The organism is Ensifer sp. ENS10, assembly GCF_014852025.1.
In the GTDB taxonomy this organism is placed as follows: domain Bacteria; phylum Pseudomonadota; class Alphaproteobacteria; order Rhizobiales; family Rhizobiaceae; genus Ensifer.
Genome location: NZ_JACVAS010000008.1, coordinates 194,962 through 220,711, shown reverse-complemented (window position 1 = coordinate 220,711; position 25,750 = coordinate 194,962). Strand labels below are relative to the sequence as shown.

Genomic DNA, 25,750 nt, shown 5'->3' with positions numbered 1-25,750 from the left:
TGTTCGACGGTGCCGGATGCAAGCCATCCGGCACCGTTTTCTTGAGAGCGGGATGAGGAAAAGTGTGCGCGGCTTTTCGCCCGCATCCCGCTCCAATAACTTATATTCGACCCGAGACCATCGTGATCGAAATCAAAGACAATCCGGAATTGCCAATGGATAGGGAAGAAGACGAGCAATCATCGCTCGCCTGGTTCGGAAGGGGTATGCGCGGCATCTTCAGCCTGCCGGCCTTCATCCTGATGCTGTCCTTCGTCGGCTTCTGTTCGCTGACAGCGCAAGCTGGGATCCCAGTGCAGCAGGTCGTCTTCATGGTCGGCATGGTCTGGGCACTTCCGGCCAAGGTCATTCTTGTCAGTTCGATGATGAGCGGCGCGAATTTGGCGGCGGCTTTCCTCGCGGTTTCGCTGTCTTCCGTCCGGCTGATGCCGATGGTTGCGGCGCTCGTCCCGGAACTGCGCGCATCGCGAACGCCGACCTGGCTGCTGCTCTTCCTTTCGCACTTCGTCGCGATCACCGCCTGGGTTTTCGCAATGGAGAAGGTGCCGCAGGTGCCGCGTGAACGGCGCGTCGCCTTCTTTGCCGGCTTCGGCATCACGCTCGTTGCGGCGAACATGCTGCTGGTTGCCGTCGTCTATCATTTCGTCGCGGACTTCCCGCCGATCATTGCCGGTTGCCTGTTCTTTCTGACGCCTGTCTATTTCCTCGCGTCGATCTGGCATTCGGCACGCCACCCCGTCGTCTACGTGGCGCTGCTCTTCGGCCTTGTCGGCGGGCCGCTGTTCTATTGGCTGTTTCCGGAATTCGACATCCTGCTCGCCGGTCTAGTCGGCGGCACGCTCGCCTGGCTGGTCGAGCGCCTCTGGCGCCAACGCAAGGAGGTGGGCGTATGACGTGGCAGGATGGTTGGTGGGCCTATGCCTTCATCGCGATCGCCGGCTGGCTCGCGACCGACATCTGGCGCTGGCTCGGCGTCGTTGCCGGCAACAAGTTGCGGGACGATTCCGAGGCGCTGAACTGGGTGAGGGCGGTCGCGACCGCTCTGGTCGCGGCGGTCATCGCGAAGCTCATCCTTTATCCGACAGGCGTGCTCGAACAATCCCCGCTCTGGCTGCGCGTGGGGGCCGTCGGACTTGGGGCGGTCGCTTTCTTTCTGTTCGGACGAAAGCCGGCGATCGGAATAGCGACAGCCATCGCGGCGCTCGCATTGGGGCTCTGGTGGCTGGGTTTTTAGGCGAAGCCTGAGCCGAGAGCCGACGGGGCGCCGGCTCAATCCGTTCATGGAGTGTCGGTTATCGAGTGCAGGCGAGACTACAGCGCTTGCCGAACCTTTTCGGCATTGGCCGCGAGCACGGCGCCGTCTTCGATCGTACCGGAATGCGGCTTCAGCGGCACGCCGGCCCGTCGCGGAATGACATGGAAGTGCAGGTGGAAGACCGATTGGCCGGCCGGTGTCTCGTTGAACTGCATGACCGTCACGCCATCGGCCTCGAAGGCCTCTTTCGCCGCGACCGCCAGTTTCTGCACGGTAGCGATGAGCGCCGGCAGCGTCGCTGCATCGGCATCGAGCAAGTTGCGCGAGGGTGCCTTCGGTACGACGAGCAAGTGGCCTTCGGCCTGCGGCATCACATCCATGAACGCGATCGTCGCGTCATCCTCGTAGACGCGGTGCGAGGGAATTTCGCCGCGCAGGATCTTGGCGAAGATGTTGTTGTCGTCGTAGCTCATTGTTCTTCCTCGTGAATTGTCGCGGGCCGACCTTGGCCGAAAGCCGTTCAGTCGTCTTGCCGCTCACCTTTGCGGAAAGGCCCGTGTTCTGCAAGAATCTCGCCCGTTTCCTCCACGTCTCTACGCTCGCGCTGGAGATAATCAGCGACAGCGCGGGCGAGCCCTGAATGCATGAAGAAATGCGCGGAGTGGGTGGTGACGGGCATGTAGCCGCGCGCGAGCTTGTGTTCACCCTGGGCACCGGCCTCGACCCTCTTCAGTCCCTTGGCGATCGCGAAATCGATCGCCTGGTGATAGCAGACCTCGAAATGCAGGAACGGATGGTCCTCGATGCAGCCCCAGTGACGGCCGTAGAGCGCGTCGCCGCCGATGAAGTTGATCGCGCCGGCGATGTAGCGGCCGTTGCGGCGCGCCATCACCAGCAGGATATCGTCGGCCATGCGCTCGCCGATCAGCGAATAGAAGGCGCGCGTCAGATAGGGACGACCCCACTTGCGACCGCCGGTGTCCATGTAGAAGGCAAAGAACTGGTCCCAGATCGCTTCCGTCAGATCGCTGCCGGTCAGCCAGTCGATCGAGATGCCGTTTTCGACCGCGGCCCTGCGTTCCTTCTTGAGTGCCTTGCGCTTGCGCGAGGCCAAGGTCTCCAGGAAATCGGCGTGCGATCCGTAGCCTTCGTTGGTGAAATGGAACTGCTGGTCGGTGCGGTGCAGGAACCCGGCGCGCTCTAGGGCAGGCATCTCGGCTTCCGGCACGAAGGTGACATGCGCCGACGAGACATCGTGTCTGCGTGCGAGCTCCTTCATGCCTGCGGCAAGCGCATCCTGAACTGCGCCCTGGTTTTCACCCGGCGCCGTAAGCAGTCTCGGTCCGGTGGCCGGCGTGAAGGGAATGGAGCTTTGCAGTTTAGGATAATAGCGCCCGCCGGCCCGCTCGAAAGCGTCGGCCCAGCCATGGTCGAAGACATATTCGCCCTGGCTGTGGTTCTTCAAGTAGCAGACTAGACCGCCGCGCAGATGGCCGTCCGATCCTTCGAGAAGCAGGTGTTGGCCGAGCCAGCCTGTTTTCGCAGTTGCGGATCCGGATTCCTCAAGAGCCGAAAGATAGGCATGCGAGAGGAAGGGATTGTAGACGCCGCCGGGATGCACCTTCGATGCACCGGAAAGCACATTCCAGCGTGCTGCCGGCACATCGGCGAAGGATTGGGCTATGCGGATGGTGACGGCGTCTGACATCAGATCAGGAAACCAGGGCCTCCCGCGGGTCGAAGCCCTCGAAGGTCATCTGATCCGCGTGAGCGAAGGTGTAGGTCTCTGCCTGGCGGTCGCGCACGGTCCAGGTGATGATCGTCTTGCCGAGCGTCCGCTCCTTGGTGATGAACGAGTTCGGCAGGTGGCCGTAATGGTAGGAGATGAAGTCGAGGCCGAGCTGCATGGCTTCCTCGTGCACGAAGAACGTCTCGGGATTGGCGCCTTCCGCAGTGAGGCCGAGCGGGTAGGGCGCATCGAGCGCCTTCAGGTCCTTGAGCAGCCAGTGATCGAAGCTCATCAGGGCGACGTGTCCCTTGTAGCCTTCGAGCGTCTCCAGCACAGCGGCGGCAAAGCCCTCGTCGTCGCCCTTGCGGCCCTTGAGTTCGATGACCAGCGGTACTTTGCCTGCGACCAGGCGCAGCATCTGCGTCAGCGTCGGCACCTTGTCCTTCGTTCCGCCGATCGCCATCAGGCCGAGCTCGCCGGCGGTTCGCGCGCGCACGTCGCCCTTGATGCCGCAGAGACGCTGGGTGTCGTCATCATGGAAGACGACCGGGATGCTGTCGGCGGTGTATTGCAGGTCGCACTCGATGGCGAAACCGGCATCGACGGCACGGGAGAAAGCCGAGAGCGTGTTCTCCCACACGTCTCTGTTCATGTCGTGATAGCCGCGATGGGCGATCGGTTGAGCCTTCAGCCAGGAAATATCAGCCATGGTGGGCACCCTAATCAGGCGATCTCGATGACGGCGTCGATCTCGACGGCGGCATTGAAGGGCAGGGAAGCCATGCCGACGGCGGCGCGGGCGTGTTTGCCCGCTTCACCGAGCACGGTGGCGAGCAGATTGGAGGCGCCGTTGATGACGAGGTGCTGCTCGACAAATTCCGGCGTCGAGGCGACGAAGCCGTTGATCTTCACCAGACGACGGATGCGTCCGAGGTCGCCGCCGAGCGCGGATTTTGCCTGTGCGAGGATGTTGATCGAGCAGAGTTCGGCGGCGCGTTGCGCGCGGGCGACGTCGACATCCTTGCCGACAATGCCTGTCACGGCGACCTTGCCGTCTTCCATCGGAAGCTGTCCGGAGATGTAGAGCATCGAGCCGCTGATCACGTACGGCACATAGTTCGCGACCGGGGTCGCAGCCTGGGGAAGGGTGACGCCGAGGTCCTTGAGGCGCGTTTCGATCTCTGCGGACATGGAAAGCTCCATTGTTGTCTTTTGTGTTAAAATCCTGCATTCAGGCCGGATCGCGGCGGGCGCCGGCATTTTCCTGCAAACACCGCCTCGCTTCTGCCGAACGCTTGTTTATAGCATTGCCGGCGAGTCCAATAGGAGGAAACGGATGTTTCATAAAGGCTTCGGTCTCGTCACTCTGGGCAGCGTTTGTTTCGCCGTCGTGACGGCGTCAGGTGCTACGGCGGCGAGTGCGAATGTCCTCGTGCCGCATCGCGCCGTCTATGATCTTGAGCTCAAGGATGCGTCGGATCGTTCGGGCATTGCCGGAATGTATGGTCGCATGGTCTATGAATTCAATGGTTCGTCCTGCGAGGGCTATACGGTCAGCTTCCGCTTCGTCACCCAGGTCGACACCGGCGAGGAAGTTCGCCTCACGGATCAGCAGACGACCACCTATGAGGATCTGAAGACGGGTAATTTCCGCTTCTTGACGCGCTCTTTCACCGACGAGAAGCTGGACAAGGAAGTGCGCGGAACGGCGCATGAGGAAAAGAGCGGTGTCAAGGTGGAGCTGACCGCGCCCGACAAGCGCGAAGTGGAACTTGCGGCCAGCCGTTTCCCGACCGCCCATATGATGGAAGTGATCTCGCGGGCGAAGAAGGGGGAAGGCTTGTTCGAGGCGCGCATCTTCGACGGCTCCGATTCGGGCGACAAGACGCTGATCACCTCGACCTTTGTCGGTAAATCGCGCAAGCCCACCGCTGATGAGCCGGATGCCGGCAAGGCTGGCAAGTTCGGCAGCGAAGCCTATTGGCCGGTGACGATCTCCTATTTCAACGACGACAAGAGCGGCGATGCGCTGCCAATCTACCGCATGTCGTTCAAGCTCTACGAAAACGGAATCACCCGGGACCTGACGATGGACTACGGCGATTTTGTCCTCAGCGGTAAGCTTGCCGATCTCGAAGTCTTCAAATCCGAGGACTGCAAATAGCCGATCGCGACGAAAATCGGCACTCGCGTCTTGATTTCTCGGGCAGTTGCGGTTAAGGGGCTGCCATTCCACACGTGAAGCAAGGGATGTTCCGGGAGAAATCCGGATCGTTCCGCCGGTGGGCTGTTCGAAAGACCATGCTCGACGCTTCGCGGAGGTTCAACCGGAAAAGGAGAAAAAGGCATGGCATTGCCTGATTTTAGCATGCGTCAGCTTCTGGAAGCTGGCGTTCACTTCGGTCACCAGACGCACCGCTGGAACCCGAAGATGAAGCCGTACATTTTCGGCGATCGTAACAACGTCCACATCATCGACCTCGCTCAGACCGTACCGATGCTGTCGCGCGCCCTGCAGATCGTCAGCGACACCGTTGCCAACGGCGGCCGCGTTCTGTTCGTCGGCACCAAGCGCCAGGCTTCGGAAATCATCGCTGACGCAGCCAAGCGTTCGGCCCAGTACTACGTCAACGCTCGCTGGCTCGGCGGCATGATGACGAACTGGAAGACGATTTCGAACTCCATCCAGCGCCTGCGCAAGCTCGACGAAATCCTTTCTTCGGAAGCTTCTGGCTTCACCAAGAAGGAACGCCTGAACCTCGAGCGCGAACGCGAAAAGCTGAACCGTGCACTCGGCGGTATCCGCGATATGGGCGGCACCCCGGACCTGATGTTCATCATCGACACCAACAAGGAATCGATCGCGATCGACGAAGCCAAGCGCCTCGGCATCCCGGTTGTTGCCGTGATCGACTCGAACTGCGATCCGGACCAGATCGACTATCCGATCCCGGGCAACGACGACGCTTCGCGCGCCATCGCTCTCTACTGCGACCTGATCGCCCGCGCAGCCATCGACGGCATTGCGCGCCAGCAGGGCGCATCTGGCCGTGACCTCGGCGCCTCTGCCGAAGTTCCGGTCGAGCCGGCGCTCGACGAGGCCTCCGACGCCTGATCGGCCCCAGGCGGCAGCCAACCCTGCCGCCCCCAATGAAATGTCGGGACAAGGCCGTTTGTGATGAAAGTCTGAACGGCCTTGTTCTTTTCAGCCGGGGATGGCGCGATCCGTTCGGGTCGTTGGATCCGGGCAGCGGCCACGATGACGCGTTCATCATGGTGTCACATTGAAAAGCCATTCCCTGCCAAACCTCCTGGCATCGCGCCACGCGCGGGCAACCCCCGCCAAACAGACAAAGAGGCAAAAAAGATGACTGTGACTGCAGCAATGGTGAAGGAACTGCGCGAAAAGAGCGGCGCAGGCATGATGGATTGCAAGAAGGCACTTGCTGAAACCAACGGCGACATGGAAGCAGCGATCGACTGGCTGCGCGCCAAGGGTATCGCGAAGGCCGACAAGAAGTCGGGTCGTACGGCTGCTGAAGGCCTCGTCGGCATCGTCAGCGGCGGCGTCAAGGCCGTCGTCGTCGAAATCAACTCCGAAACCGACTTCGTTGCCCGCAACGAAGCCTTCCAGGAACTCGTCCGCGGCGTTGCCAACGTAGCGCTCACCACCGACGGCTCCGTCGATGCGATCGCGGCTGCAACCTACCCGGCGACCGGCAAGTCGGTCGACGAGACGATCAAGGACGCGATTGCCACGATCGGCGAAAACATGACGCTGCGTCGCGCAGCTCTGCTGCAGGTCGAAGATGGCGTTGTCGCCACCTACATCCACAACGCTGCTGGCGACGGCATCGGCAAGCTCGGCGTTCTCGTCGCGCTGAAGTCGATCGGCGACAAGGAAGTGCTGTTCTCGGTCGGCCGTCAGGTTGCCATGCACATCGCTGCGACCAACCCGCTGGCGATCCGCGCTGAAGAAGTCGACGCCGCTGTTGCTGAGCGCGAACGCAACGTCTTCATCGAACAGTCGCGCGCTTCGGGCAAGCCGGACAACATCATCGAGAAGATGGTTGAAGGCCGTATGCGCAAGTTCTTCGAAGAAGTCGCACTGCTGTCGCAGGCCTTCGTCATGAACCCGGAAATCACCGTCGGCCAGGCCGTCAAGGACGCTGAAAAGCTCGCTGGCGCACCGATCGAAGTCACCGGGATGGCTCGCCTGCTGCTCGGCGAAGGCGTCGAGAAGGAAGAGTCCGACTTCGCCGCAGAAGTTGCAGCCGTCGCCAAGGGCTGATTTCTTCACCCATATTGGGAAAACCTCGGGGCATCGCGTGACAACGCGGTGCCCTTCGTGTATCGGGCTTCGTCAATGCGCCGGACCCGCCGGAAATCACTCCGCAGCGGTTGAAACCGGGTAGCGCAATATGTCCTTATGCGCTGTGCGCCGTCGTCGTGCGCACGCGCACCGATCTGATCAGGAGCGATGATGCCCGCCGAACCAATCTACAAGCGTGTTCTCCTTAAAGCCTCCGGTGAAGCCCTGATGGGTAGCCAGGGCTTCGGTATCGACGTGGCGGTCGCCGACCGCATTGCCGCCGACATCGCCGAAGCACGCGCGATGGGCGTCGAAGTCGGTGTCGTCGTCGGCGGCGGCAACATCTTCCGCGGCGTCGCGGTGGCCTCCAAGGGCGGAGACCGGGTGACCGGCGACCACATGGGCATGCTGGCAACGGTCATCAACGCGCTGGCGCTCGCAACCTCGCTGCGCAAGCTCGACATCGACACGGTCGTGCTTTCGGCAATCGCGATGCCGGAAATCTGCGAAAGCTTCTCGCAGCGCGCAACGCTTCATCATCTCTCGCTTGGCCGCGTCGTGATCTTCGCCGGTGGCACCGGCAACCCCTTCTTTACGACGGACTCGGCCGCAGCGCTCCGCGCGGCGGAAATGGGTGCGCAGGCCATTTTCAAGGGCACGCAGGTCGATGGTATCTATTCTGCCGATCCGAAGAAGGATCCGACCGCGACCCGCTTCGACCGCCTGACCCACAGCGAGGTGCTCGAAAGAGGCCTGGCCGTCATGGATGTTGCCGCCGTTGCGCTTGCACGCGAAAATACCATTCCGATCGTCGTCTTCTCGATCCACGAAAAGGGTGGCTTCGCGGAAATCTTGACCGGCGGCGGTCGCGCGACCATCGTCACAGACAACTAAAGAGCTGCAAAGCGGCCCCCTGCGGCCGGCGAATGTTAGAACGGGAGTTTTGACCATGAGTGAAGGTGTTGAACTGAAGGAACTGAAGCGTCGCATGGATGGCGCCATTTCCGCATTCAAGAGCGATATCGCATCGCTTCGTACCGGCCGGGCGTCGGCGAACGTTCTCGATCCGGTGACCGTTGAAGCCTACGGCTCGCGCGTGCCCCTCAACCAGGTCGCCAACATCACCGTTCCGGAGCCGCGCATGCTGTCCGTTTCGGTCTGGGACAAGCAGATGGTTGGCGCCGTCGACCGTGGCATTCGCGAATCGAACCTCGGCCTCAACCCGATCATCGACGGCCAGAACCTGCGCATTCCGCTGCCCGAGCTCAACGAAGAGCGCCGCAAGTCGTTGGTCAAGGTGGCACACGATTACGCGGAAAAAGCCAAGGTTGCCGTGCGCCACGTGCGCCGCGACGGCATGGATGACCTGAAAAAAGCCGAAAAGGATGGCGACATCGGTCAGGATATCAGCCGTTCTCAGTCCGAGCGCGTGCAAAAGATGACCGATGAAACGATTTCCGAGATCGACCGCTTGCTCGCCGAGAAGGAAAAGGAAATCATGCAGGTCTGATCTGCTCGTGATCTGAGTCTCCTTTCGCGGACGCCTTATGCAAAACCTCATCTCCACGACCGTTCCGGAACATGTTGCCATCATCATGGATGGCAACGGGCGTTGGGCGAATGCACGTGGGCTACCGCGTACCATGGGGCATCGCAAAGGCGTCGAGACCGTTCGCGATGCCGTCAAGACGGCGGCCCAGGTGGGTATCCGCTATCTCACGCTTTTTGCATTTTCTTCGGAAAATTGGAGCCGGCCGGAGTCGGAGGTGAGCGACCTCATGGGGTTGCTCAAGACCTTCATCCGCCGGGATCTCGCCGATCTGCACCGCGAGAATGTCCGCATCCGTGTCATTGGCGACCGCTCGAACCTGCGTGGCGACATCCTGCCGCTATTGATAGAGGCCGAGGAAACGACGCGGGCGAACACGGGAGTTACCCTGGTGATCGCCTTCAACTACGGCGCGCGTGACGAGTTGACCCGGGCGATGCGTCGCCTCGCGGTGGACGTCGCCGAAGGGCGTTTGCGCCCTGAGGACATCAATCAGGAACGCATTGCAGCCTCGCTGGACACCGCCGACATACCCGATCCGGACCTGATCATCCGCACGAGCGGTGAAGAGCGACTGTCGAATTTCCTGCTCTGGCAGGGCGCCTATTCCGAACTGATCTTCGTTCCCGAACTGTGGCCGGATTTCACGCGTGAGATTTTCCTGTCGGCGCTGGAGAAGTATGCATGCCGGGAGCGCCGTTTCGGCGGACTGGTCGAGCCGACGCGGGCGGTTGGTTCCTGATGCAAACTGAACTCAAGCTTCGCATCGCTTCGGGAGTGGTGCTCGCGGCGGTCGCTCTCGCTGCGACCTGGTTTGGCGGTTTCGCTTTCCAGCTACTTTCGGTCCTGATCGCGCTTCTCGTCTACTACGAATGGTCGACGATCACCGGCCTTGTCGAGCGCGATTTCCAGGGCAACGCCTTCGGTTGGCTCTCCATAGTTGTGATCGCAGGCCTCGTTGTCACCGGTTACATTGGCTACAGCCTTCCTTTCCTGGCGTTCGGCCTCGGAGCGGCATTGCTTTGGGTCCTTACTCAAAAGACAAGCTGGTGGCTGCCGGGCGGCATCGCCTATGCGGGCCTCACCGGCATATCGCTCGCAGCACTTCGTGGCGCCGACGATCTCGGCCTGATCGCAACGCTGTTCGTCTTCGCGGTGGTCTGGGCAACCGACATTTTCGCCTATTTCACCGGCCGTGCGATCGGGGGGCCCAAGCTTGCGCCGCGCATATCGCCCGGCAAGACCTGGTCCGGCGCCATCGGTGGCACGATTTGTGGCATTCTTGCTGGCGTCGCCGTCTTTATGGCTTATTTTTCGCTGCAAGATCTTCGGATCCCGATCATCGCCCTGGTGCTCTCGGTTGCCAGCCAGGTTGGGGACTTGTTCGAGTCCTTCATCAAGCGGCGCTTTGGCGTGAAGGATTCGAGCCGTCTCATTCCAGGGCACGGCGGAGTCATGGATCGGGTCGACGGTTTGATATTCGCCTGCGTGGCGGCGTTGATTCTGGTCATGGTTCAGTATTTCGTCAGCGATGGGCGCCAGATCGCCTTCGGTTCGGTCCTGCTTGGCCCTTGATGCCGACCGCAGGGACTTGAGGAACGTTCATGACATATCTGCTTGATGCCTTTCAGCTTCTGACCGGCTACATCATTCCCTTCCTCCTCGTGCTGACCCTTTTGGTCTTCGTGCACGAGATGGGGCACTATCTCGTAGGCCGCTGGTCGGGAATCCGTATCCTCGCCTTCTCGATCGGTTTCGGTCCCGAACTTTTCGGTTGGACCGATCGGCACGGAACACGTTGGAAACTGTCGGCGATCCCGCTTGGTGGCTACGTCAAGTTCTACGGTGACGAGGACGCGGCGAGCGTGCCGGACTACAAGCGTCTGGAGGCAATCGCGCCGGAAGAGCGCGGCAAGACCTTCCTCGGCGCCAGGCTCTGGAAGCGGGCAGCGACGGTTGCCGCAGGGCCGATCGCCAACTTCATCCTCGCGATTGCCATCTTCGCCGTTCTGTTCTCCGTCTACGGACGCCAGGTCGCAGATCCCGTGGTTGCGCGTGTGAATGAAAATAGCGCAGCCGCACAGGCAGGCGTTGTTCCGGGCGACCGCCTGATCTCGATCGACGGCTCGCCGGTGACGACCTTCGACGACGTTCGTCGCTACGTCAGCGTGCGCCCCGAGCTGAAGATCACCATCCGAATCGAACGCAACGGCGCGACACTCGATTTGCCGATGGTGCCCCAGCGGACGGAGCTCACCGACCAGTTCGGCAACAAGATGGAGATCGGCGTCATCGGTATCCTGACCGATCAGGAAGCCGGCAACTTCCGCACCGTCACCTATGGCCCGATCGAGGCCGTAGGGCAGGGCGTCCTGCAAAGCTGGCACGTCATTACGGGCACCTTCGACTACCTCGGCAATGTGCTGACCGGGCGGATGAAGGCGGACCAGATCGGTGGCCCGATCCGCGTCGCCAAGGTTTCCGGGCAGATGGCGACGCTCGGCATTCCATTCTTGCTGAATATCGCCGCGATCCTGTCAGTTTCCATAGGATTGCTTAACCTCATGCCCGTACCGGTGCTTGATGGCGGCCATCTGATGTTCTATGCGGTTGAGGCGTTGCGCGGGAAGCCTGTCGGTCCCGCCGCGCAGGATGTCGCCTATCGGATCGGCTTTGCCATGGTGCTGATGCTCATGGTCTTTGCCACCTGGAACGACATATCGATGTTCTTCGGCTAGCGTTCGGTCGGGGAAACGGCGAGGGGAATTCGGCGGATACTGTGAACGATTGGTTTTCAACGGCTTGCGAAGAAAGGTTTTGTTTACGATAACTCGAGGCTGTAGTGGCCGTTAAGCCACGGTTCGAATTGAAGTAAACAGAAATTAACGAGCTGGCTTGCTTGTATGGGAAAAGCGGTTAAAACGGCAACCGTGACCGGAGTCGGCACGAAACTGCCGCGCGACGTTTGGAAAAGGTAAGATTTGAACATGAAAGCTGGTTCAAGGTTTTTGAACGCGGTGTCGGCGGCTGCGCTGTCAACAAGCATTGTTGTTTCTGGCGCTGGTGTTGGGTTGCTCGCAGGCACGTCCGTCGCAGAAGCTGCGGTCATCAATCGTGTCGAAGTACGCGGGGCAACGCGCGTCAGCGCTGAGACGGTCCGTGCGAACATCACGATCGTTCCCGGCAAGGCCTTCAGCAACGCGGATATCGACGCTTCCGTGAAGCGCCTGTACTCCACGGGCTACTTCTCCGACGTCAGCATCAATGTCGCCGGCGGTACGCTGGTCGTCAGCGTGAACGAGAATCAGCTGGTCAATCAGGTCGTCTTCAACGGCAACCGCAAGATCAAGGACGACAAGCTGCAGGGCGTCGTGCGCACGCAGCCGCTCGGCCCGTACAGCGAAGCGACGGTCGAAACGGATATCCAGTCCATCAAGGACGCCTACGCTGCCATCGGTCGCAGCGACATCACGGTGACGACGCAGGTTGTTCCGGTTGCCGAAGGGCGCGTCAACCTTGCCTTCGTGATCAATGAAGGTGAGCGCACCAAGATCTCCCAGATCAATTTCGTCGGCAACGAAGCCTATAGCGACGGTCGTCTTCAATCGATCATCGCGACGAAGGAATCGGGCATCTTCTCGTTCATCACACGCAAGGATGTCTACAATCCGGACAAGCTTCGCGCCGACGAAGAGCTGCTGCGCCAGTTTTATTTCAACCGCGGCTACGCGGACTTCCAGGTCGTTTCCTCGGACGCGGCGCTCAATGAAGCGACGAACGAGTACACGGTGACGATCACCGTCGAAGAAGGTCCGCGTTATGACTTCGGCGCCGTCAATGTCGAATCGACCGTCGAGGGCGTCAATGCCGAAGAGCTGAAGGGGCTTATCCTCAGCCGCGAGGGCTCGGTCTACAAGGCCAAGGACGTTCAGGCGACGATGAGCGAGATTTCGCAGCGTGTCGCTTCGGCCGGATATCCTTTTGCGCGCGTCACGCCGCGCGGCAACCGCGACCTCGCCAATCACACGATCGCCGTCGACTACCTCGTCGACCAGGGCGAGCGTGCTTACGTCGAGCGCATCGAGATCCGCGGCAACACCCGTACGCGTGACTACGTCATCCGTCGCGAATTCGACATGGGTGAAGGCGACGCCTTCAACCAGGAAATGGTTGCCCGCGCCAAGCGTCGCCTGGAGGCACTCGGCTACTTCTCGACCGTCAACATCTCGACCGCGCCGGGCAGCGCTGCCGACCGCGTCGTCGTGATCGTCGACGTGCAGGATCAGTCGACCGGTTCGTTCGGTATCGGTGCTGGTTACTCTGCGGGTAGCGGCGGCGGCTTCCTCGTCGAAGCTTCGATCGAAGAAAAGAACTTCCTGGGTCGTGGTCAGTACATCCGCGTCGCCGCCGGTCGCGGTGACGAGAGCCGGACTTACAACGTTTCGTTCACCGAGCCGTACTTCCTTGGCTATCGTCTGGCTGCCGGCTTTGACGTCTTCAAGAACGAGAACGACTTCGACGACGAGGACTACAGCTACGAAGATCAGGGCTTCAGCCTGCGCGTAACGGCGCCGATCACCGAAAATCTGTCGACCACGCTGCGCTACAACTTCACGCAGTTCGACTATAGCGGTAACGTCGCGAAGCTGTCGTCGCCCTACGTTCGTGCAGTTGAGGGTGGAAACTGGGTCCGTTCGTCGGTATCGCAGTCGATCACCTACAACACGCTCGACGATCCCCAGCTGCCGCATGACGGCATCCTGGCGACCTTCACGCACGAGTTTGCAGGTCTTGGTGGCGACTCCGACTTCTACAAGATGACTGGTAAGGCCAAGTGGTACTACACGGTCAACGACGAGGCGGATATCATCGCGTCGCTTGCTGGTAGCGCCGGTCATGTCTTCGAAACCGGCAGCGATCTGCAGGTCTTCGACCAATTCCAGCTCGGCTCCAACGATATTCGTGGCTTCGAGCGCAACGGTATCGGTCCGCGCGATCAGGCGACGGGCGATGCGCTCGGCGGCACGACCTACTTTACGGCTTCGGCCGAAGCGTCGTTCCCGCTTCCGGGCATCCCGCGTGACAGCGGCTTCCGCGGTGCGGTCTTCGCCGATGCCGGTACGCTCTACAGCAACAAGGTCGCGACCCTTCCCTCTGAAACGGTGCAGGGCAACGACGCGTCGCTGCGTGCATCGGTCGGTATCGGCCTGATCTGGGCTTCGCCGTTCGGTCCGCTGCGTGTTGACTATGCTTGGCCGGTTGCCAAGGAAGACTTCGACCGGGTACAGAACCTGAAGTTCGGTATTTCCTCGTCGTTCTGATAAAAAGCAGTCCAGAACTGCCGGAAAAAGATCGTTCTGGAGTGTCCATGGAACAGAACTGGTTTTTTCCGCCCCATAAAGGGATTCGTCTGGGTGACCTGGCGAATCAAATTGGGGCGGAGTTGAGCAATGGTGCGGTCGCCGACTGCACCATTCATTCTGTAGCGCCAGTCTATCGGGCCAAGCCCGGCGACGTCTGCTACATGTTGTCTCGCAAGAGCCGAGCCGAGCTTGATACCTGTCAGGCATCCGCGATCATCTGCGACAAGACGATCTTCAGCCTTGTGCCTGCCCATATCCCAGTCCTGCTGGCGGCTCGCCCGCATACGGCCTTCGCCCTTGCCGGCACCTTGCTGCACGAGGCGGCGATGCGTCCTGCGCGCAACACCAGCCTCAAGGGCGTGGCACCGGGTGCTTTCGTGGATCCGACCGCGCGTCTGGAAGACGATGTCGAGGTCGAGCCGACGGCGGTCGTCGGGGCTGGCGCCGAAATCGGCCGCGGCACCCGCATCGCTGCCGGCGCCGTCATCGGGCCGGGCGTGCGCATCGGCCGTGACTGTACGATTGCCTCTGGCGCAAGCGTGCTCTGTGCTCTCGTCGGCAACAGCGTGATCATCCATCCCGGCGCCCGTATCGGGCAGGATGGTTTTGGTTATGCGCCCGGGCCGAAAGGCGGAATGATCAAGATCGTTCAGGTCGGGCGCGTGATCATTCAGGATCATGTCGAGATCGGCGCCAACACGACGATCGACCGCGGCACGATGGATGACACGGTGATCGGCGAGGGGACGAAGATCGACAATCTCGTCCAGGTCGGCCACAACGTGCGCATTGGCCGTTATTGTGGCATCGTCGCCCAAGTGGGCATTGCAGGCAGCACAAAGATCGGCGACGGCGTGATGATCGGCGGTGGCAGTGGCGTCAACGGCCACATCACGGTCGGTGATGGCGTACAGATCGCCGCGATGAGCGGCGTGGCGAGCGATGTTCCCGCCGGCGAACGTTATGGCGGTATTCCGGCGCGCCCGATGCGCGATTTCCTGCGCGATGTCGCGGAGATGGCGATGCGGGCAAGCGACAGACAGAAAAAGAAGAAGGGCGGCGCGAATGAGTGAGGCAGCAACGGTTCTCGGTACGGCGGACATTCAGGAAATTCTGAAACTGCTCCCGCATCGCTACCCATTTCTGCTCGTCGATCGGATCATCGAGATCGACGGCGACAATTCGGCGATCGGCATCAAGAACGTCTCGGCGAACGAACCGCATTTCACCGGTCACTTCCCCGAACAGCCGATCATGCCTGGCGTTTTGCTTGTCGAGGGCATGGCCCAGACGGCCGGTGCGATCTGTGCCCGCAAGGTGGGTAGCGGAACGAACCTCGTCTATTTCATGACCATCGACAATGCGCGCTTCCGCAAGCCGGTCGTTCCCGGCGATCGCGTCGAATTCCATGTCGTGAAGCAGAAGCAACGCGGCAATATCTGGAAATTTCACTGTGACGCAAAAGTTGACGGGCAACTGGTCGCAGAAGCTGATATCGGCGCGATGATCGTCAGCAAGGAAGACGCCTGAACATGATTGCAGCAACAGCGAAGATCCACCCGTCCTCGATTATCGAAGACGGCGCTGCGATCGGCGAGAACGTCAAGATCGGCCCTTTTTGCCACGTGGGGCCGAAAGTCGTTCTTGGCGACGATGTCGAGCTTCACAGTCATGTCGTGGTCACCGGCCGTACGACGATCGGCACGGGAACCAAAATTTTCCCGCAGGCGGTGATCGGCGCCGATTCGCAGAGCGTTCATCATAGCGCCGTCGATACGGAACTGTTGATCGGTGCGAATTGCACGATCCGCGAAGGCGTGACGATGAATACGGGCACCGTCGAACATGGCGGACAGACGGTCATTGGCGACAACAATCTCTTCCTGGCCTATTCGCACGTGGCGCATGATTGCCGGCTCGGCAACCATATCATCCTGTCGAACAACGTGATGTTGGCGGGCCATGTCACGGTCGAAGACCGCGCCATTCTTGGCGGCGGCTGCGCCGTGCATCAGTTTACCCGTGTCGGCCGTCAGGCGTTTGTCGGGGGCCTCTCCGCCGTCAGCTACGACGTCATTCCCTACGGTATGCTCAACGGCAATCCGGGCATACTGAGCGGGCTGAACGTCGTAGGTATGACGAGGGCCGGGATCGACCGCGCGACGATCCACGTCGTTCGCCGCGCCTACAAGCAGATCTTTGAAGGCCCGGAGTCGATCCGCGCCAATGCTGCGGCCATTCGCGAAGAATATGCCGACTGCGCACCGGTCGTCGAAATCCTCGATTTCATCGCGGCCGAGAGCGACCGGGCACTATCGTCGCCGTCTCGCGGCAAGGCGTGAGCGTGATGTCGGCTGCTGCGAGCCACGCAGCGACCGGCGGTCGGCTCGCAATCATCGCCGGCGGTGGCGCGCTACCGCACCACGTAGCCGAAGCTGTGCGCGCGCGCGGCGAAGATCCATTCATCATCGCATTGTCGCGAGAGGCGGAAGAAGCCGATTGGGTCGGCTTCGATCATTCCGTGCTGGGGATCGGCGACTTCGCCAATATCAGCCGAACCTTCAAGGAAGAGGGGATCGATCGGGTCGTCCTGTCGGGTTGGGTTCGCCGCCGGCCGGAATGGCGTGACATTCGCCCGACGCTGAGAACGCTGGCAAAGATCCCGGCCGTCTTGAAGACGCTGGTGTCCGGTGGAGACGACGCCGTCCTGCGCATGGCGATGGCACTGATCGAAGCAAGCGGCGCCCATGTCATCGGCGTTCATGAAGTGGTGCCCAATCTCCTGGCAGAACCGGGGCCGATCGGGGCGGTTACACCTGATGCCGACGATCGCCGCGACATCGAGGCGGGCATCGCTGCCGCCAACGCGCTCGGCGCGCTCGATGTGGGGCAGGGTGCTGTGGCCGTCGGTGGGCGCGTCGTGGCGCTGGAGGGCGCTGAGGGTACCGATTCTATGCTGGAGCGTGTCGTCGCCTTGAAGGCCGAGGGCCGTGTCTCTTCGCGCCGGCGAGGGGTCCTCGTCAAGCTTTGCAAGCCCGGGCAAGATTTGCGCGCCGACCTCCCGTCGATCGGACCGTCGACCGTTGCACTTGCAGAAAAGGCCGGTCTCGCCGGCATTGCGGTCGAAGCAGGCAGGGCTCTGGTCCTGGAGCGCGGCAACGTGATTGATGTCGCCAATCGCGCTGGTCTGTTTGTCGCCGGTGTCGAACGATCGGCCAAGGGAGCCGAGCGATGAGCGCATCCAGCTACAAGCTTGCAGTCATTGCAGGCGAGGTTTCCGGCGACCTCCTGGGCGCCGATCTCGTCCGGGCGATTCGAACGCAAAGCAGCAGCACGATAGAGCTCGTCGGTGTCGGCGGCGAGGCGCTGGAGGCGGAGGGCCTTCGATCGCTCTTCGACTATTCCGAACTATCGATCATGGGCTTCACCCAGGTCCTGGCACGATTGCCGAAGCTCATTATGCGCATTCGCCAGACGGCAAAGGCGATCATCGCCGCGTGTCCCGACGCGTTGCTGATCATCGACAGCCCGGACTTTACCCACCGCGTGGCACGGAAAGTCCGAGCGGCGCTGCCGGATGTGCCTGTCATCAACTATGTCTGCCCGAGCGTCTGGGCCTGGAAGCCGGAACGCGCGCCGCGCATGCGTGGCTATGTTGATCACGTCTTGGCCGTGTTGCCGTTCGAACCGCAGGCGATGGAGAAGCTGCAGGGCCCGCCGACGACCTATGTCGGCCACCGCCTCGCAAGCGATGCGAATGTGCTCGCGGTTCGGGCAAACCGCCAGCAGCGCCTTGTCGGCGCCATCGATGGGCGGGTCGCGACGTGCCTCCTTCTGCCGGGCTCCCGTTCGAGTGAGGTCGGCCGTCTGTTGCCGACCTTCGGCCGGGTGGTTGAGGAGCTTGCCGGCCGACATCCCGGCATTCGCTTCCTGTTGCCGACCGTTTCGCGGCAGGAAAAGCTGGTGCGCGAAATCACGGCATCCTGGCCCATCCAGCCGGAGATCACCGTAGGGGCGGCGGAAAAGTGGGCCGCTTTCGATCGGGCCGATGCGGCGATCGCTGCCTCGGGAACGGTTCTTCTGGAACTGGCGCTTGCCGGCGTTCCCGTCGTTTCAACCTACGATCCCGATTTCCTGGTGAAGCTCTTGCACAAGCGCATCCGCATCTGGAGCGGCGCGCTGCCGAATTTGATCGCAGACTTCCCCATCGTGCCGGAATACTTCGGCGAGTCCATCCGCCCTGGTGCCTTGACGCGTTGGATGGAGCGGCTTTCCGGTGCAACGGCGCAGCGCGCCTCGATGCTGGATGGCTATGCACTGGTGCAACAGCGCATGGCGACAATTCATCCGCCCGGTGAGAAAGCAGCCGAGATTGTTCTTGGCTATCTCACGAAGAATAACAGGTAAGCTTCATAGTTCCTTGAGCGAGCGCGATGCATCCCTCAATGCGTCGACGTCGTCGTAAGTGTGCGCAAGGGTCCCGCCGGGGGAGCAGGTTTGCGGCCGGCATTGCTTTGCGGCCAGCTGGATGGAAGACGGGGTTCGAACCGATGTTCCCGGACCGACAAAATAAAAGCCCGGTCATCGCTGACCGGGCTTCGTTTTTCTTGGCTGATAACGATCAGCGCTTGGAGACCGGCACGTAGTCGCGCTGCGGGGCGCCGACATAGAGCTGGCGCGGACGACCGATGCGCTGTTCCGGATCTTCGATCATCTCGTTCCACTGCGCGATCCAGCCGACGGTGCGGGCGAGCGCGAAGAGCACGGTGAACATGGTGGTGGGGAAGCCCAGCGCCTTCAGCGTGATGCCGGAGTAGAAGTCGATGTTCGGATAGAGCTTCTTCTCGATGAAGTACTCGTCGGTCAGCGCGATGCGCTCGAGTTCCATCGCGACTTCGAGCAGCGGATCGTCCTTGTGGCCGAGTTCCGCCAGCACTTCATGCGTGGTCTTCTGCATGATCTTGGCGCGCGGATCGTAGTTCTTGTAGACGCGGTGGCCGAAGCCCATGAGGCGGAACGGATCGTTCTTGTCCTTGGCGCGCGCAATGAACTCTGGAATGCGGTCGGCCGTGCCGATTTCGGCCAGCATGTTGAGCGCCGCTTCGTTGGCGCCGCCGTGAGCCGGGCCCCAGAGGCAGGCGATGCCGGCAGCAATGCAGGCGAACGGGTTAGCGCCCGACGAACCGGCCAGACGGACCGTCGAGGTCGACGCGTTCTGCTCGTGGTCGGCGTGCAGGATGAAGATACGGTCCATGGCGCGCGACAGAACCGGGTTGACGACATATTCCTCGCACGGAACGGCGAAGCACATGCGCAGGAAGTTCGAGGCGTAGTCCAGGTCGTTCTTCGGGTAAACGAAGGGCTGGCCGATGTGGTACTTGTAGGCCATTGCCGCGATCGTCGGCATCTTGGCGATCATGCGCAGCGAGGCAACCATGCGCTGATGCGGATCGGTGATGTCGGTCGAGTCGTGGTAGAAGGCCGAAAGTGCGCCGACGCAGCCGCACATGACGGCCATCGGATGCGCGTCGCGGCGGAAGCCGGTGAAGAAGCGCGACATCTGCTCATGCACCATGGTGTGGTGCGTGACCCGATAATCGAAGTCGGCCTTCTGTGCCTTCGTCGGCAGTTCGCCGTAGAGCAGCAGGTAGCAGACTTCGAGGAAGTCGCCATGTTCTGCAAGCTGCTCGATCGGGTAGCCGCGGTGCAGGAGCACGCCTTCGTCGCCGTCGATATAGGTGATCTTGGATTCGCACGACGCCGTTGACGTGAAGCCCGGGTCGTATGTGAACATTTTCGTCTGCTTGTAGAGCGAGCCGATGTCCACGACGTCAGGGCCGATGGACCCCGATCGCACCGGAAGATCCGCAGACTTTCCATCGAGTGTTACAACCGCGGTTTTTTCAGTCATCGGACCCTCCGTCTTATGGCAACGTGACATAGAGACATGCCACGACAATGAACGTTGCGAATTTGCTATATGATTTATTTTCGACTGCCAAGCTGTACGAAAGGCAAATTGTGCGATGCGAAAATGTGCATATGGCGACGCAACAATGGCATGTTACGGCAATAAGTCCAAGGAGATCAATAATCTCGTCGGATGATGGTGCGGTACCATTCTATATAGGTTTGCCGCTTTTTTCAGCAGATAGCGCGTCGGTTGCGGTTATGTGCCTTTGGTTGCATGATCGGCCGGGTATTCCGGGGAAAGAGCGCTGGCGCAATGAGCGATACTGAAAGGCGGCAGGCGTCGCAGGACGCTGAGCGCGGCAGCTTCATGTTGTCCGGTTCCGATGCCGCCACTGCCGTTACAGTCTTTGCTCCCAATCGCCGCGCGGCTTGCTTTCGACACAGGTGCGCCGCGGCATGTCGACGCTCTCGGCGCGTCTCGGCCGCGCGCGGTCAAGGCGTCGGTCGCCTCCGCAATCGAGGAAGAACGCGCATTCGGTCACGGTTTTGTGTTGATACCGGTGCTGCTGGTCTCAGGCGTCCTCACCTGGCTGTCGCTCCCTTTTGACGTCGGAATTGTCAAACTTGCACTGCTGCTTTGCGTTTTCGGCATGGCGGCGGTGGCATGCGTCGGAAAATTTGCACGGCTGCGGGTGCCGCTGACTGGGGCGACACTGTTTGTGGCGGGAATGGTGCTGGTCGCGGCCGAGACGGCGCGGATCGATACGATCGTCCTCGACGCACCGGTGACGACGAACGTGCGGGGTGTGGTGTTTTCGCGTGAGCAGGACGACCGGGGCCAGTGGCGCTACGGGGTCGAGATCCACGAGACGACCAGGCCGCGCCTGCGCCGTCAACCGACGAAAGTCACGCTGGTGGCGCGGGGCCGGGAAGATCCGCTGCCGATAGGTGCGACCATCGAGGGCAGGGCGCGGCTGTCTCCGCCCTCCGGTCCGGCATTGCGGGGTTTGAACGACTTCGCGTTTGACAGCTACTTCCGGGGTATCGGTGCAGTCGGGTTTTTCTACGGTTCGCCCACGGGCGGAAAAGCGCCTGCGACCGGAGAATCGGAAGCGGCCTCTTCCTTTGGTTCATCCCTGGCGACCAGCATCGCCGCGATGCGGGAGGCCGTCGGAGAGCGCATCCGTGCATCGATCGGCGGCGACACGGGAGCGCTTGCGGCAGCGCTGGTGACCGCGGAAGAGCGGGCAATCAGCCGTGAGACGGTCGAGGTGTTGCGGCAAGCCGGGCTTGCGCATGTGCTGGCGATCTCCGGCCTCAACATGGCGCTTGCCGCCGGGACCTTTCTGATTGGCGCCCGCACCGTTCTCAGCATGATCCCTGGCCTAGCGCATCGTGTGCCGATCAAGAAGGTTGCGGCGACCGGCGCACTGCTGATGGTTTGCCTCTACATTCTCATCTCCGGGGGAGCGGTGTCGGCATTGCGCGCCTGGATCATGATTTCCATCATGCTCGTGGCGGTGTTTTTCGATCGTATGTCGATCAGCCTGCGCAACGTTGCCCTCGCGGCGATCGTCATCGTCGCCACAACGCCGTCTGCGGTTGCTGGGCCGGGTTTCCAGATGTCGTTCGCTGCGACCCTTGCGCTCGTTGCCGGCTATGCGCGCTGGCGCGAGCGACGGGAGACGGAGGTACCGACGGCGGCGAGGCAGGGCAAGGGAAGGGGCCCGGTCACCAGCGTGATCGCCGGTGTCGTCATCACCTCTCTCATCGGCGGTTTGGCGACATCGGTCTATTCGATCGCCTATTTTCACCGGTTGCCGGCCTATGGCCTGCTTGCCAATGTTCTCACGATGCCGGTGATCAGCATTGTGATCATGCCGTTCGGCCTGTTCGCCATGCTTCTGATGCCACTGGGACTTGAACACTATCCATTGATGGCGATGGCATGGGGCCTCGACCGGATGCTCGACATCGCCCGCTTCGTAACCTCTCTCGACGGTGAGATCGTCACGGGTCGCATCGGGCATTTCGGCTTTGCGCTGATTGCCGCAGGCGGTGTTCTCGTCTGTGTGTTGCGGAGCTGGCTGGCCCTGTCGGGAGCGGTATTGATCAGCGTCGGTCTCGTCAGCCTCGCAGTCGAGCACGATCGTCTGCCCGATGTCGTGATTGCCGAGGATGGTCGCCTCGTCGGCCTCGTTGCGAACGGCGCGATAGCAACCAACAGGATGCGCCCGTCGGATTTCGTGTTTTCGCAATGGCAACGGGCCCTCGCGGTGGAAAACCACCTCAAGCCAGCGATGCTTCCGCCGCCGGCAGCTGCCGATCCTTACCCGGCTACGGAGCCGGCCGGGAAGGGCGCTCCGCCGCTCGACCAGGAAAAACAGGCCGCGATCCGCGCGGATCTGTCGTCGGCGATCGAGGCGAATGCTGCGGGTGTCTTCATCTGCCGGGAAAAGCAATGGTGTGCGGCGCGCAACGGCTACGGCTGGACGATCCTTGCCATCGAGAACCCGCGGCTCTTTCCGGCCTTGTGCGACCAGGCGGATCTTGTGGTGACTGCGGCGCGGGTCGATGGCGCGACGTGCCCGACCAACCGCGCCCGTATTGTGAATGCGCAGACGCTGCGTCGCACGGGCGCAATCGAAATTCGAGCGCAGTCGGATACGGAGCACGCGCCGCCCGCAATGCAGTTTCGAACGGCATTCACGGCCCTTGCCCGCCCATGGGAACGGCACCGCGCGTATGACTGGCGGACCGGTTCTTTCATGGACGTTTCGCCAGATTTCTGACCGCAGTCACCGGTCGCGCCCTGAGCGGGCGGGTTGCGAAATTATTCTTGATTAATAAACTCCACAAATCCTTGTCATTCCGCTCCCCTTTGCGTAAAGAGCCCGAAAGCACGCAAGGGATGTGACGGGTGGCGGCAATCCCTTCGCTCTGAAATGACGAAACGGACCAGTACGTGAGGAACAAGATGCCGAACCGAGCCCGATCGACGATCAATCTGCTGGCAGCCGCAATGCTGGGTCTGTCATCGGCTGCTATGCCCGTGGTTGCGTTCGCTCAGTCAGCGAGTGAAGGGGCATCGTCAGCCCCGGCTACGAACGGCACTCAGGGCACTGTCGCACAATCTCCCACGCCGACGCCGGTCGTAGAGGGCCAGACGGCAACCGGCAGCGCACCGGTAAACCAGGCGACGCCGATCACTCAGGTGCAGCCCGCACCACAAGCCGCGTCGCCGGAGACTGCCCCCCTTGCTGTCGAGGGCACTGCCGTTGCGACCGAAGGTGCGGCGAACCCGGTGCTGCCGCACGATCTGTCGCCGATCGGTATGTTCATGGCGGCGGACCTTGTCGTCAAAAGCGTTATGGTCGGCCTGGCAGTGGCGTCCATTGCCACCTGGGCGATCTTCCTGGTCAAGGCACTCGAGCTTTTCAGCGCCAAGGCGCGCCTCAAGCGGGCGGTGCGTCTCCTGTCAGCCGCTAACGGTCTGGCTGATGTCAATACTGCATTCGACGGGAAGTCGGGCCCAGCACCTGAGATGGTGGCTGCGGCGATCGACGAGATGGTGCGTTCGGAAGCGGTTGTCGACCATGCGCCTGCGAGCGGTATCAAGGAACGCGTCTCTTCGCTGCTGACCCGCATCGAGGTTCGCGCCGGCAAGCGCATGACGAGCGGCACCGGTATTCTGGCCTCGATCGGCTCGGTCGGACCGTTCGTCGGCCTCTTCGGCACGGTTTGGGGGATCATGAATTCCTTCATCGGCATCAGCAAGGCGCAGACGACCAATCTCGCGATCGTCGCACCCGGCATTGCCGAAGCGCTGCTCGCCACTGCTATCGGCCTTGTTGCGGCAATTCCAGCGGTGGTGATCTACAACTATTTCGCACGTGCAGTGGGTGGCTACAAGGTGATCCTTGCCGATGCTACGGCCGCCGTTGAACGGCTCGTCAGCCGCGACCTCGACCACCGCATGGTCCGCAAGGCGCAGCCCCGCCGGCAGGAAGGCTTCGTCCATGCCGAAACGACCATCGCACGGATCGGGTGACCCATGGCCGGAAAAGTAAGCCAGGACGGCGGCGATCTGGACGAGAACAGCGAAATCAACGTCACGCCCTTCATCGACGTCATGCTCGTGCTGCTGATCATCTTCATGGTGGCGGCGCCGCTTGCCACGGTGGATATGAAGGTGGATCTGCCTCAATCGGCGGCAAAGCCAGCGCCGCGCGACGACAAGCCGGTCTTCGTGACCTTGAAGGCCGATCTGGCGCTGGCCATAGGCAACGAGGAAACGGCGCGTGAGACCTTCGCCGACGAGCTGAAGCGCCTGACGGAGGGCAACACCGAGACGCGTGTCCTGCTCCGGGCCGACAAGGCCGTGGACTACGGCGAGCTGATGACGGTCATGAACCTCATCCAGAACGCCGGCTACACCAAGATCGCCCTCGTGGGCCTGGAAGGCGCACCCGGGCGCTGAGTTTGCCCGCGGTCCACGTGCCAGCAATGCGTCGCGCCCATGTCCGCGCGTCGCCGCCATGATCGATCAGGGCTCTTCTTCCCCGTTTTTCCGGCGCAATTTGCCGCTGTCGCTTGAATCCCGCGGGGCGGCGATTTAAGAGCTTACGTCAAAGGCTTTCCGTTGAGAGCCACAAGACGATCGCGCGGGCTTCTCCGAAAAGCGGCGCCGCGCCTATCCGGATACGAGGGCACCAGCATGAATTTCGAAGCAGCGCGCACCAAGATGGTGGACAACCAGATCCGGACCACGGATGTGACGTCTCACTCGGTCTTGTCCGCCTTCCTCACCGTGCCGCGCGAGGAGTTCGTGCCCGCGAAGATGAAGGAGCTCGCGTATATCGACACCGACATCGCGCTTGACGCCGCCAACGGCGGAGGGCCGCGCTTCCTGATGGAGCCGTCGCCGCTTGCCAAGCTTCTGCAGCTCGCCGAGATCGCCAAGTCCGACGTCGTGCTCGAGATCGGTTGCGGTACCGGCTATGCCTCGGCACTGCTTTCCCTGATTGCTGGTTCCGTCGTCGCGCTCGAAAGCGATCAGGGTCTTGCCGCCACCGCGACCGAAACGCTGGCACGTCTCGGCTATGACAATATCGCCGTCGTCACCGGCGAACTCGAGAAGGGCTACGCTGCCGAAGCGCCTTACGATGTCATCTTCGTTCACGGTGCGGTGGAAGTGTTGCCTGCGGCTCTGTTCGAGCAGTTGCGTGATGGCGGCCGACTCGTGGTGGTCGAAGGATTTGGCAACGCTTCGCGCGCTAAACTCTATGTGCACGAGCACGGAAAAACCTCCGAGCGTGCCGACTTCAACACTGCGGTGAAGCCGCTTCCCGGCTTCCGCCGCGAGCAGGAATTTGTTTTTTGAGGTCCCGCTTATTGAGGGATATCAACATTTGAATGTACTGCTAAAATAACAATGTTGCCAATTCGCAACGCGGTACTTGTTTCTTTTTGAAATGCCTGCGCAGAGTAGGGCTGCGCAGTTGTCGGAATTTGGAATCCGGGTTTCAAAGAGTGCAGTGGTAGTGATTTGCTCACCAGTGGGCGGTGTGAGCGCTCATCGCCGTGTCTAGGCAGCGCCGTTTTGTAACGAGGACAGCGCTGCGGGAAA

At 61.4% G+C, this 25,750-nt stretch carries 25 protein-coding genes; 20 read left to right on the top strand and 5 right to left on the bottom strand.

All coding sequences use genetic code 11. From position 1 onward, the window contains the following. Positions 1-155 precede the first annotated feature (155 nt). The gene (locus IB265_RS25510; RefSeq protein WP_057256066.1) at positions 156-893 is read left to right on the top strand and encodes an AzlC family ABC transporter permease; all 738 of its coding nucleotides are present in this window, start codon (positions 156-158) and stop codon (positions 891-893) included. Beyond that, a complete protein-coding gene (locus IB265_RS25505) occupies positions 890-1,234 on the top strand; it encodes an AzlD domain-containing protein (RefSeq protein WP_057255746.1) in 345 nt (114 codons plus the stop codon). The genes IB265_RS25510 and IB265_RS25505 overlap by 4 nt, the downstream gene beginning before the upstream one ends. 77 nt (positions 1,235-1,311) lie before the next feature. On the opposite strand, the gene IB265_RS25500 is transcribed toward IB265_RS25505, so the two are convergent. The 4 genes from IB265_RS25500 to IB265_RS25485 are packed head-to-tail and all read right to left on the bottom strand — an operon-like array spanning position 1,312 to position 4,175. Next, positions 1,312-1,728 carry an HIT family protein gene (locus IB265_RS25500; RefSeq protein WP_057255748.1) on the bottom strand — a complete coding sequence of 139 codons (417 nt, stop codon included), beginning with the start codon at positions 1,726-1,728 and terminating at the stop codon, positions 1,312-1,314. 47 nt (positions 1,729-1,775) lie between these two features. Further along, positions 1,776-2,963 carry a GNAT family N-acetyltransferase gene (locus tag IB265_RS25495; RefSeq protein ID WP_057255750.1) on the bottom strand — a complete coding sequence of 396 codons (1,188 nt, stop codon included), beginning with the start codon at positions 2,961-2,963 and terminating at the stop codon, positions 1,776-1,778. Positions 2,964-2,967: 4 nt separating this feature from the next. Beyond that, on the bottom strand, positions 2,968-3,693 hold the full coding sequence (locus IB265_RS25490) for a glycerophosphodiester phosphodiesterase (RefSeq protein ID WP_057255752.1): 726 nt from the start codon (positions 3,691-3,693) through the stop codon (positions 2,968-2,970). A gap of 14 nt (positions 3,694-3,707) precedes the next feature. Continuing rightward, the gene (locus tag IB265_RS25485; RefSeq protein ID WP_057256068.1) at positions 3,708-4,175 is read right to left on the bottom strand and encodes a RidA family protein; all 468 of its coding nucleotides are present in this window, start codon (positions 4,173-4,175) and stop codon (positions 3,708-3,710) included. A gap of 145 nt (positions 4,176-4,320) precedes the next feature. Between IB265_RS25485 and IB265_RS25480 the strand changes: the two genes are divergently transcribed. The 14 genes from IB265_RS25480 (at position 4,321) to lpxB (ending at position 18,615) form a co-directional block, all read left to right on the top strand. Continuing rightward, positions 4,321-5,148 (top strand): cell envelope integrity EipB family protein, encoded by an 828-nt coding sequence (locus IB265_RS25480; protein ID WP_057255753.1) that lies wholly within the window; start codon positions 4,321-4,323, stop codon positions 5,146-5,148. Between the two features lie 183 nt (positions 5,149-5,331). Beyond that, positions 5,332-6,099, top strand: a complete 768-nt coding sequence (gene rpsB, locus IB265_RS25475; protein WP_057255755.1) for a 30S ribosomal protein S2 — start codon at positions 5,332-5,334, stop codon at positions 6,097-6,099. Between the two features lie 252 nt (positions 6,100-6,351). Further along, a complete protein-coding gene (tsf, locus tag IB265_RS25470) occupies positions 6,352-7,275 on the top strand; it encodes a translation elongation factor Ts (RefSeq protein WP_057255757.1) in 924 nt (307 codons plus the stop codon). 192 nt (positions 7,276-7,467) lie between these two features. Further along, on the top strand, positions 7,468-8,190 hold the full coding sequence (pyrH, locus tag IB265_RS25465) for a UMP kinase (protein ID WP_057256069.1): 723 nt from the start codon (positions 7,468-7,470) through the stop codon (positions 8,188-8,190). A gap of 55 nt (positions 8,191-8,245) precedes the next feature. After that, positions 8,246-8,806: a ribosome recycling factor gene (gene frr / locus IB265_RS25460; RefSeq protein ID WP_057255760.1), complete on the top strand. Its 561-nt coding sequence runs from the start codon at positions 8,246-8,248 to the stop codon at positions 8,804-8,806. 37 nt (positions 8,807-8,843) lie between these two features. Continuing rightward, a complete protein-coding gene (locus tag IB265_RS25455) occupies positions 8,844-9,587 on the top strand; it encodes an isoprenyl transferase (RefSeq protein ID WP_057255761.1) in 744 nt (247 codons plus the stop codon). Beyond that, positions 9,587-10,420, top strand: coding sequence for a phosphatidate cytidylyltransferase (locus tag IB265_RS25450; protein WP_057255763.1), 834 nt, complete (start codon positions 9,587-9,589; stop codon positions 10,418-10,420). The genes IB265_RS25455 and IB265_RS25450 overlap by 1 nt, the downstream gene beginning before the upstream one ends. A 29-nt stretch (positions 10,421-10,449) precedes the next feature. After that, on the top strand, positions 10,450-11,583 hold the full coding sequence (rseP, locus tag IB265_RS25445) for an RIP metalloprotease RseP (protein ID WP_057255765.1): 1,134 nt from the start codon (positions 10,450-10,452) through the stop codon (positions 11,581-11,583). A gap of 249 nt (positions 11,584-11,832) precedes the next feature. Beyond that, positions 11,833-14,166 (top strand): outer membrane protein assembly factor BamA, encoded by a 2,334-nt coding sequence (gene bamA / locus IB265_RS25440; RefSeq protein WP_057255767.1) that lies wholly within the window; start codon positions 11,833-11,835, stop codon positions 14,164-14,166. Positions 14,167-14,213: 47 nt separating this feature from the next. Further along, a complete protein-coding gene (lpxD, locus tag IB265_RS25435; RefSeq protein WP_057255769.1) occupies positions 14,214-15,281 on the top strand; it encodes a UDP-3-O-(3-hydroxymyristoyl)glucosamine N-acyltransferase in 1,068 nt (355 codons plus the stop codon). Then, positions 15,274-15,738 carry a 3-hydroxyacyl-ACP dehydratase FabZ gene (fabZ, locus tag IB265_RS25430; protein WP_057255771.1) on the top strand — a complete coding sequence of 155 codons (465 nt, stop codon included), beginning with the start codon at positions 15,274-15,276 and terminating at the stop codon, positions 15,736-15,738. Before lpxD ends, fabZ begins: the two co-directional genes overlap by 8 nt. Before the next feature lie 2 nt (positions 15,739-15,740). Next, positions 15,741-16,550: an acyl-ACP--UDP-N-acetylglucosamine O-acyltransferase gene (lpxA, locus tag IB265_RS25425; RefSeq protein WP_093232411.1), complete on the top strand. Its 810-nt coding sequence runs from the start codon at positions 15,741-15,743 to the stop codon at positions 16,548-16,550. A gap of 5 nt (positions 16,551-16,555) precedes the next feature. Further along, positions 16,556-17,443: an LpxI family protein gene (locus tag IB265_RS25420; RefSeq protein ID WP_057255775.1), complete on the top strand. Its 888-nt coding sequence runs from the start codon at positions 16,556-16,558 to the stop codon at positions 17,441-17,443. Beyond that, entirely contained in the window at positions 17,440-18,615 is a 1,176-nt protein-coding gene (gene lpxB, locus IB265_RS25415) for a lipid-A-disaccharide synthase (protein ID WP_057255777.1), read from the top strand. Before IB265_RS25420 ends, lpxB begins: the two co-directional genes overlap by 4 nt. A 214-nt stretch (positions 18,616-18,829) precedes the next feature. Here the strand turns inward: lpxB and gltA are convergent, their stop codons facing one another. Next, a complete protein-coding gene (gene gltA / locus IB265_RS25410) occupies positions 18,830-20,119 on the bottom strand; it encodes a citrate synthase (RefSeq protein WP_057255779.1) in 1,290 nt (429 codons plus the stop codon). A gap of 409 nt (positions 20,120-20,528) precedes the next feature. Here gltA and IB265_RS25405 point away from each other — a divergent pair, with 409 nt between their 5' ends. From IB265_RS25405 to IB265_RS25390, 4 genes are all read left to right on the top strand, one after another. Next, on the top strand, positions 20,529-22,913 hold the full coding sequence (locus IB265_RS25405) for a ComEC/Rec2 family competence protein (protein WP_246806036.1): 2,385 nt from the start codon (positions 20,529-20,531) through the stop codon (positions 22,911-22,913). A gap of 185 nt (positions 22,914-23,098) precedes the next feature. Continuing rightward, positions 23,099-24,172: a tonB-system energizer ExbB gene (exbB, locus tag IB265_RS25400; RefSeq protein WP_057255781.1), complete on the top strand. Its 1,074-nt coding sequence runs from the start codon at positions 23,099-23,101 to the stop codon at positions 24,170-24,172. A 3-nt stretch (positions 24,173-24,175) separates the two neighbouring features. Further along, complete coding sequence (gene exbD, locus IB265_RS25395) at positions 24,176-24,601, top strand: TonB system transport protein ExbD (RefSeq protein WP_057255784.1); 426 nt, start codon at positions 24,176-24,178, stop codon at positions 24,599-24,601. Between the two features lie 237 nt (positions 24,602-24,838). Then, the gene (locus IB265_RS25390) at positions 24,839-25,504 is read left to right on the top strand and encodes a protein-L-isoaspartate O-methyltransferase (RefSeq protein ID WP_057255786.1); all 666 of its coding nucleotides are present in this window, start codon (positions 24,839-24,841) and stop codon (positions 25,502-25,504) included. The last annotated feature ends 246 nt before the right edge of the window (positions 25,505-25,750 follow it).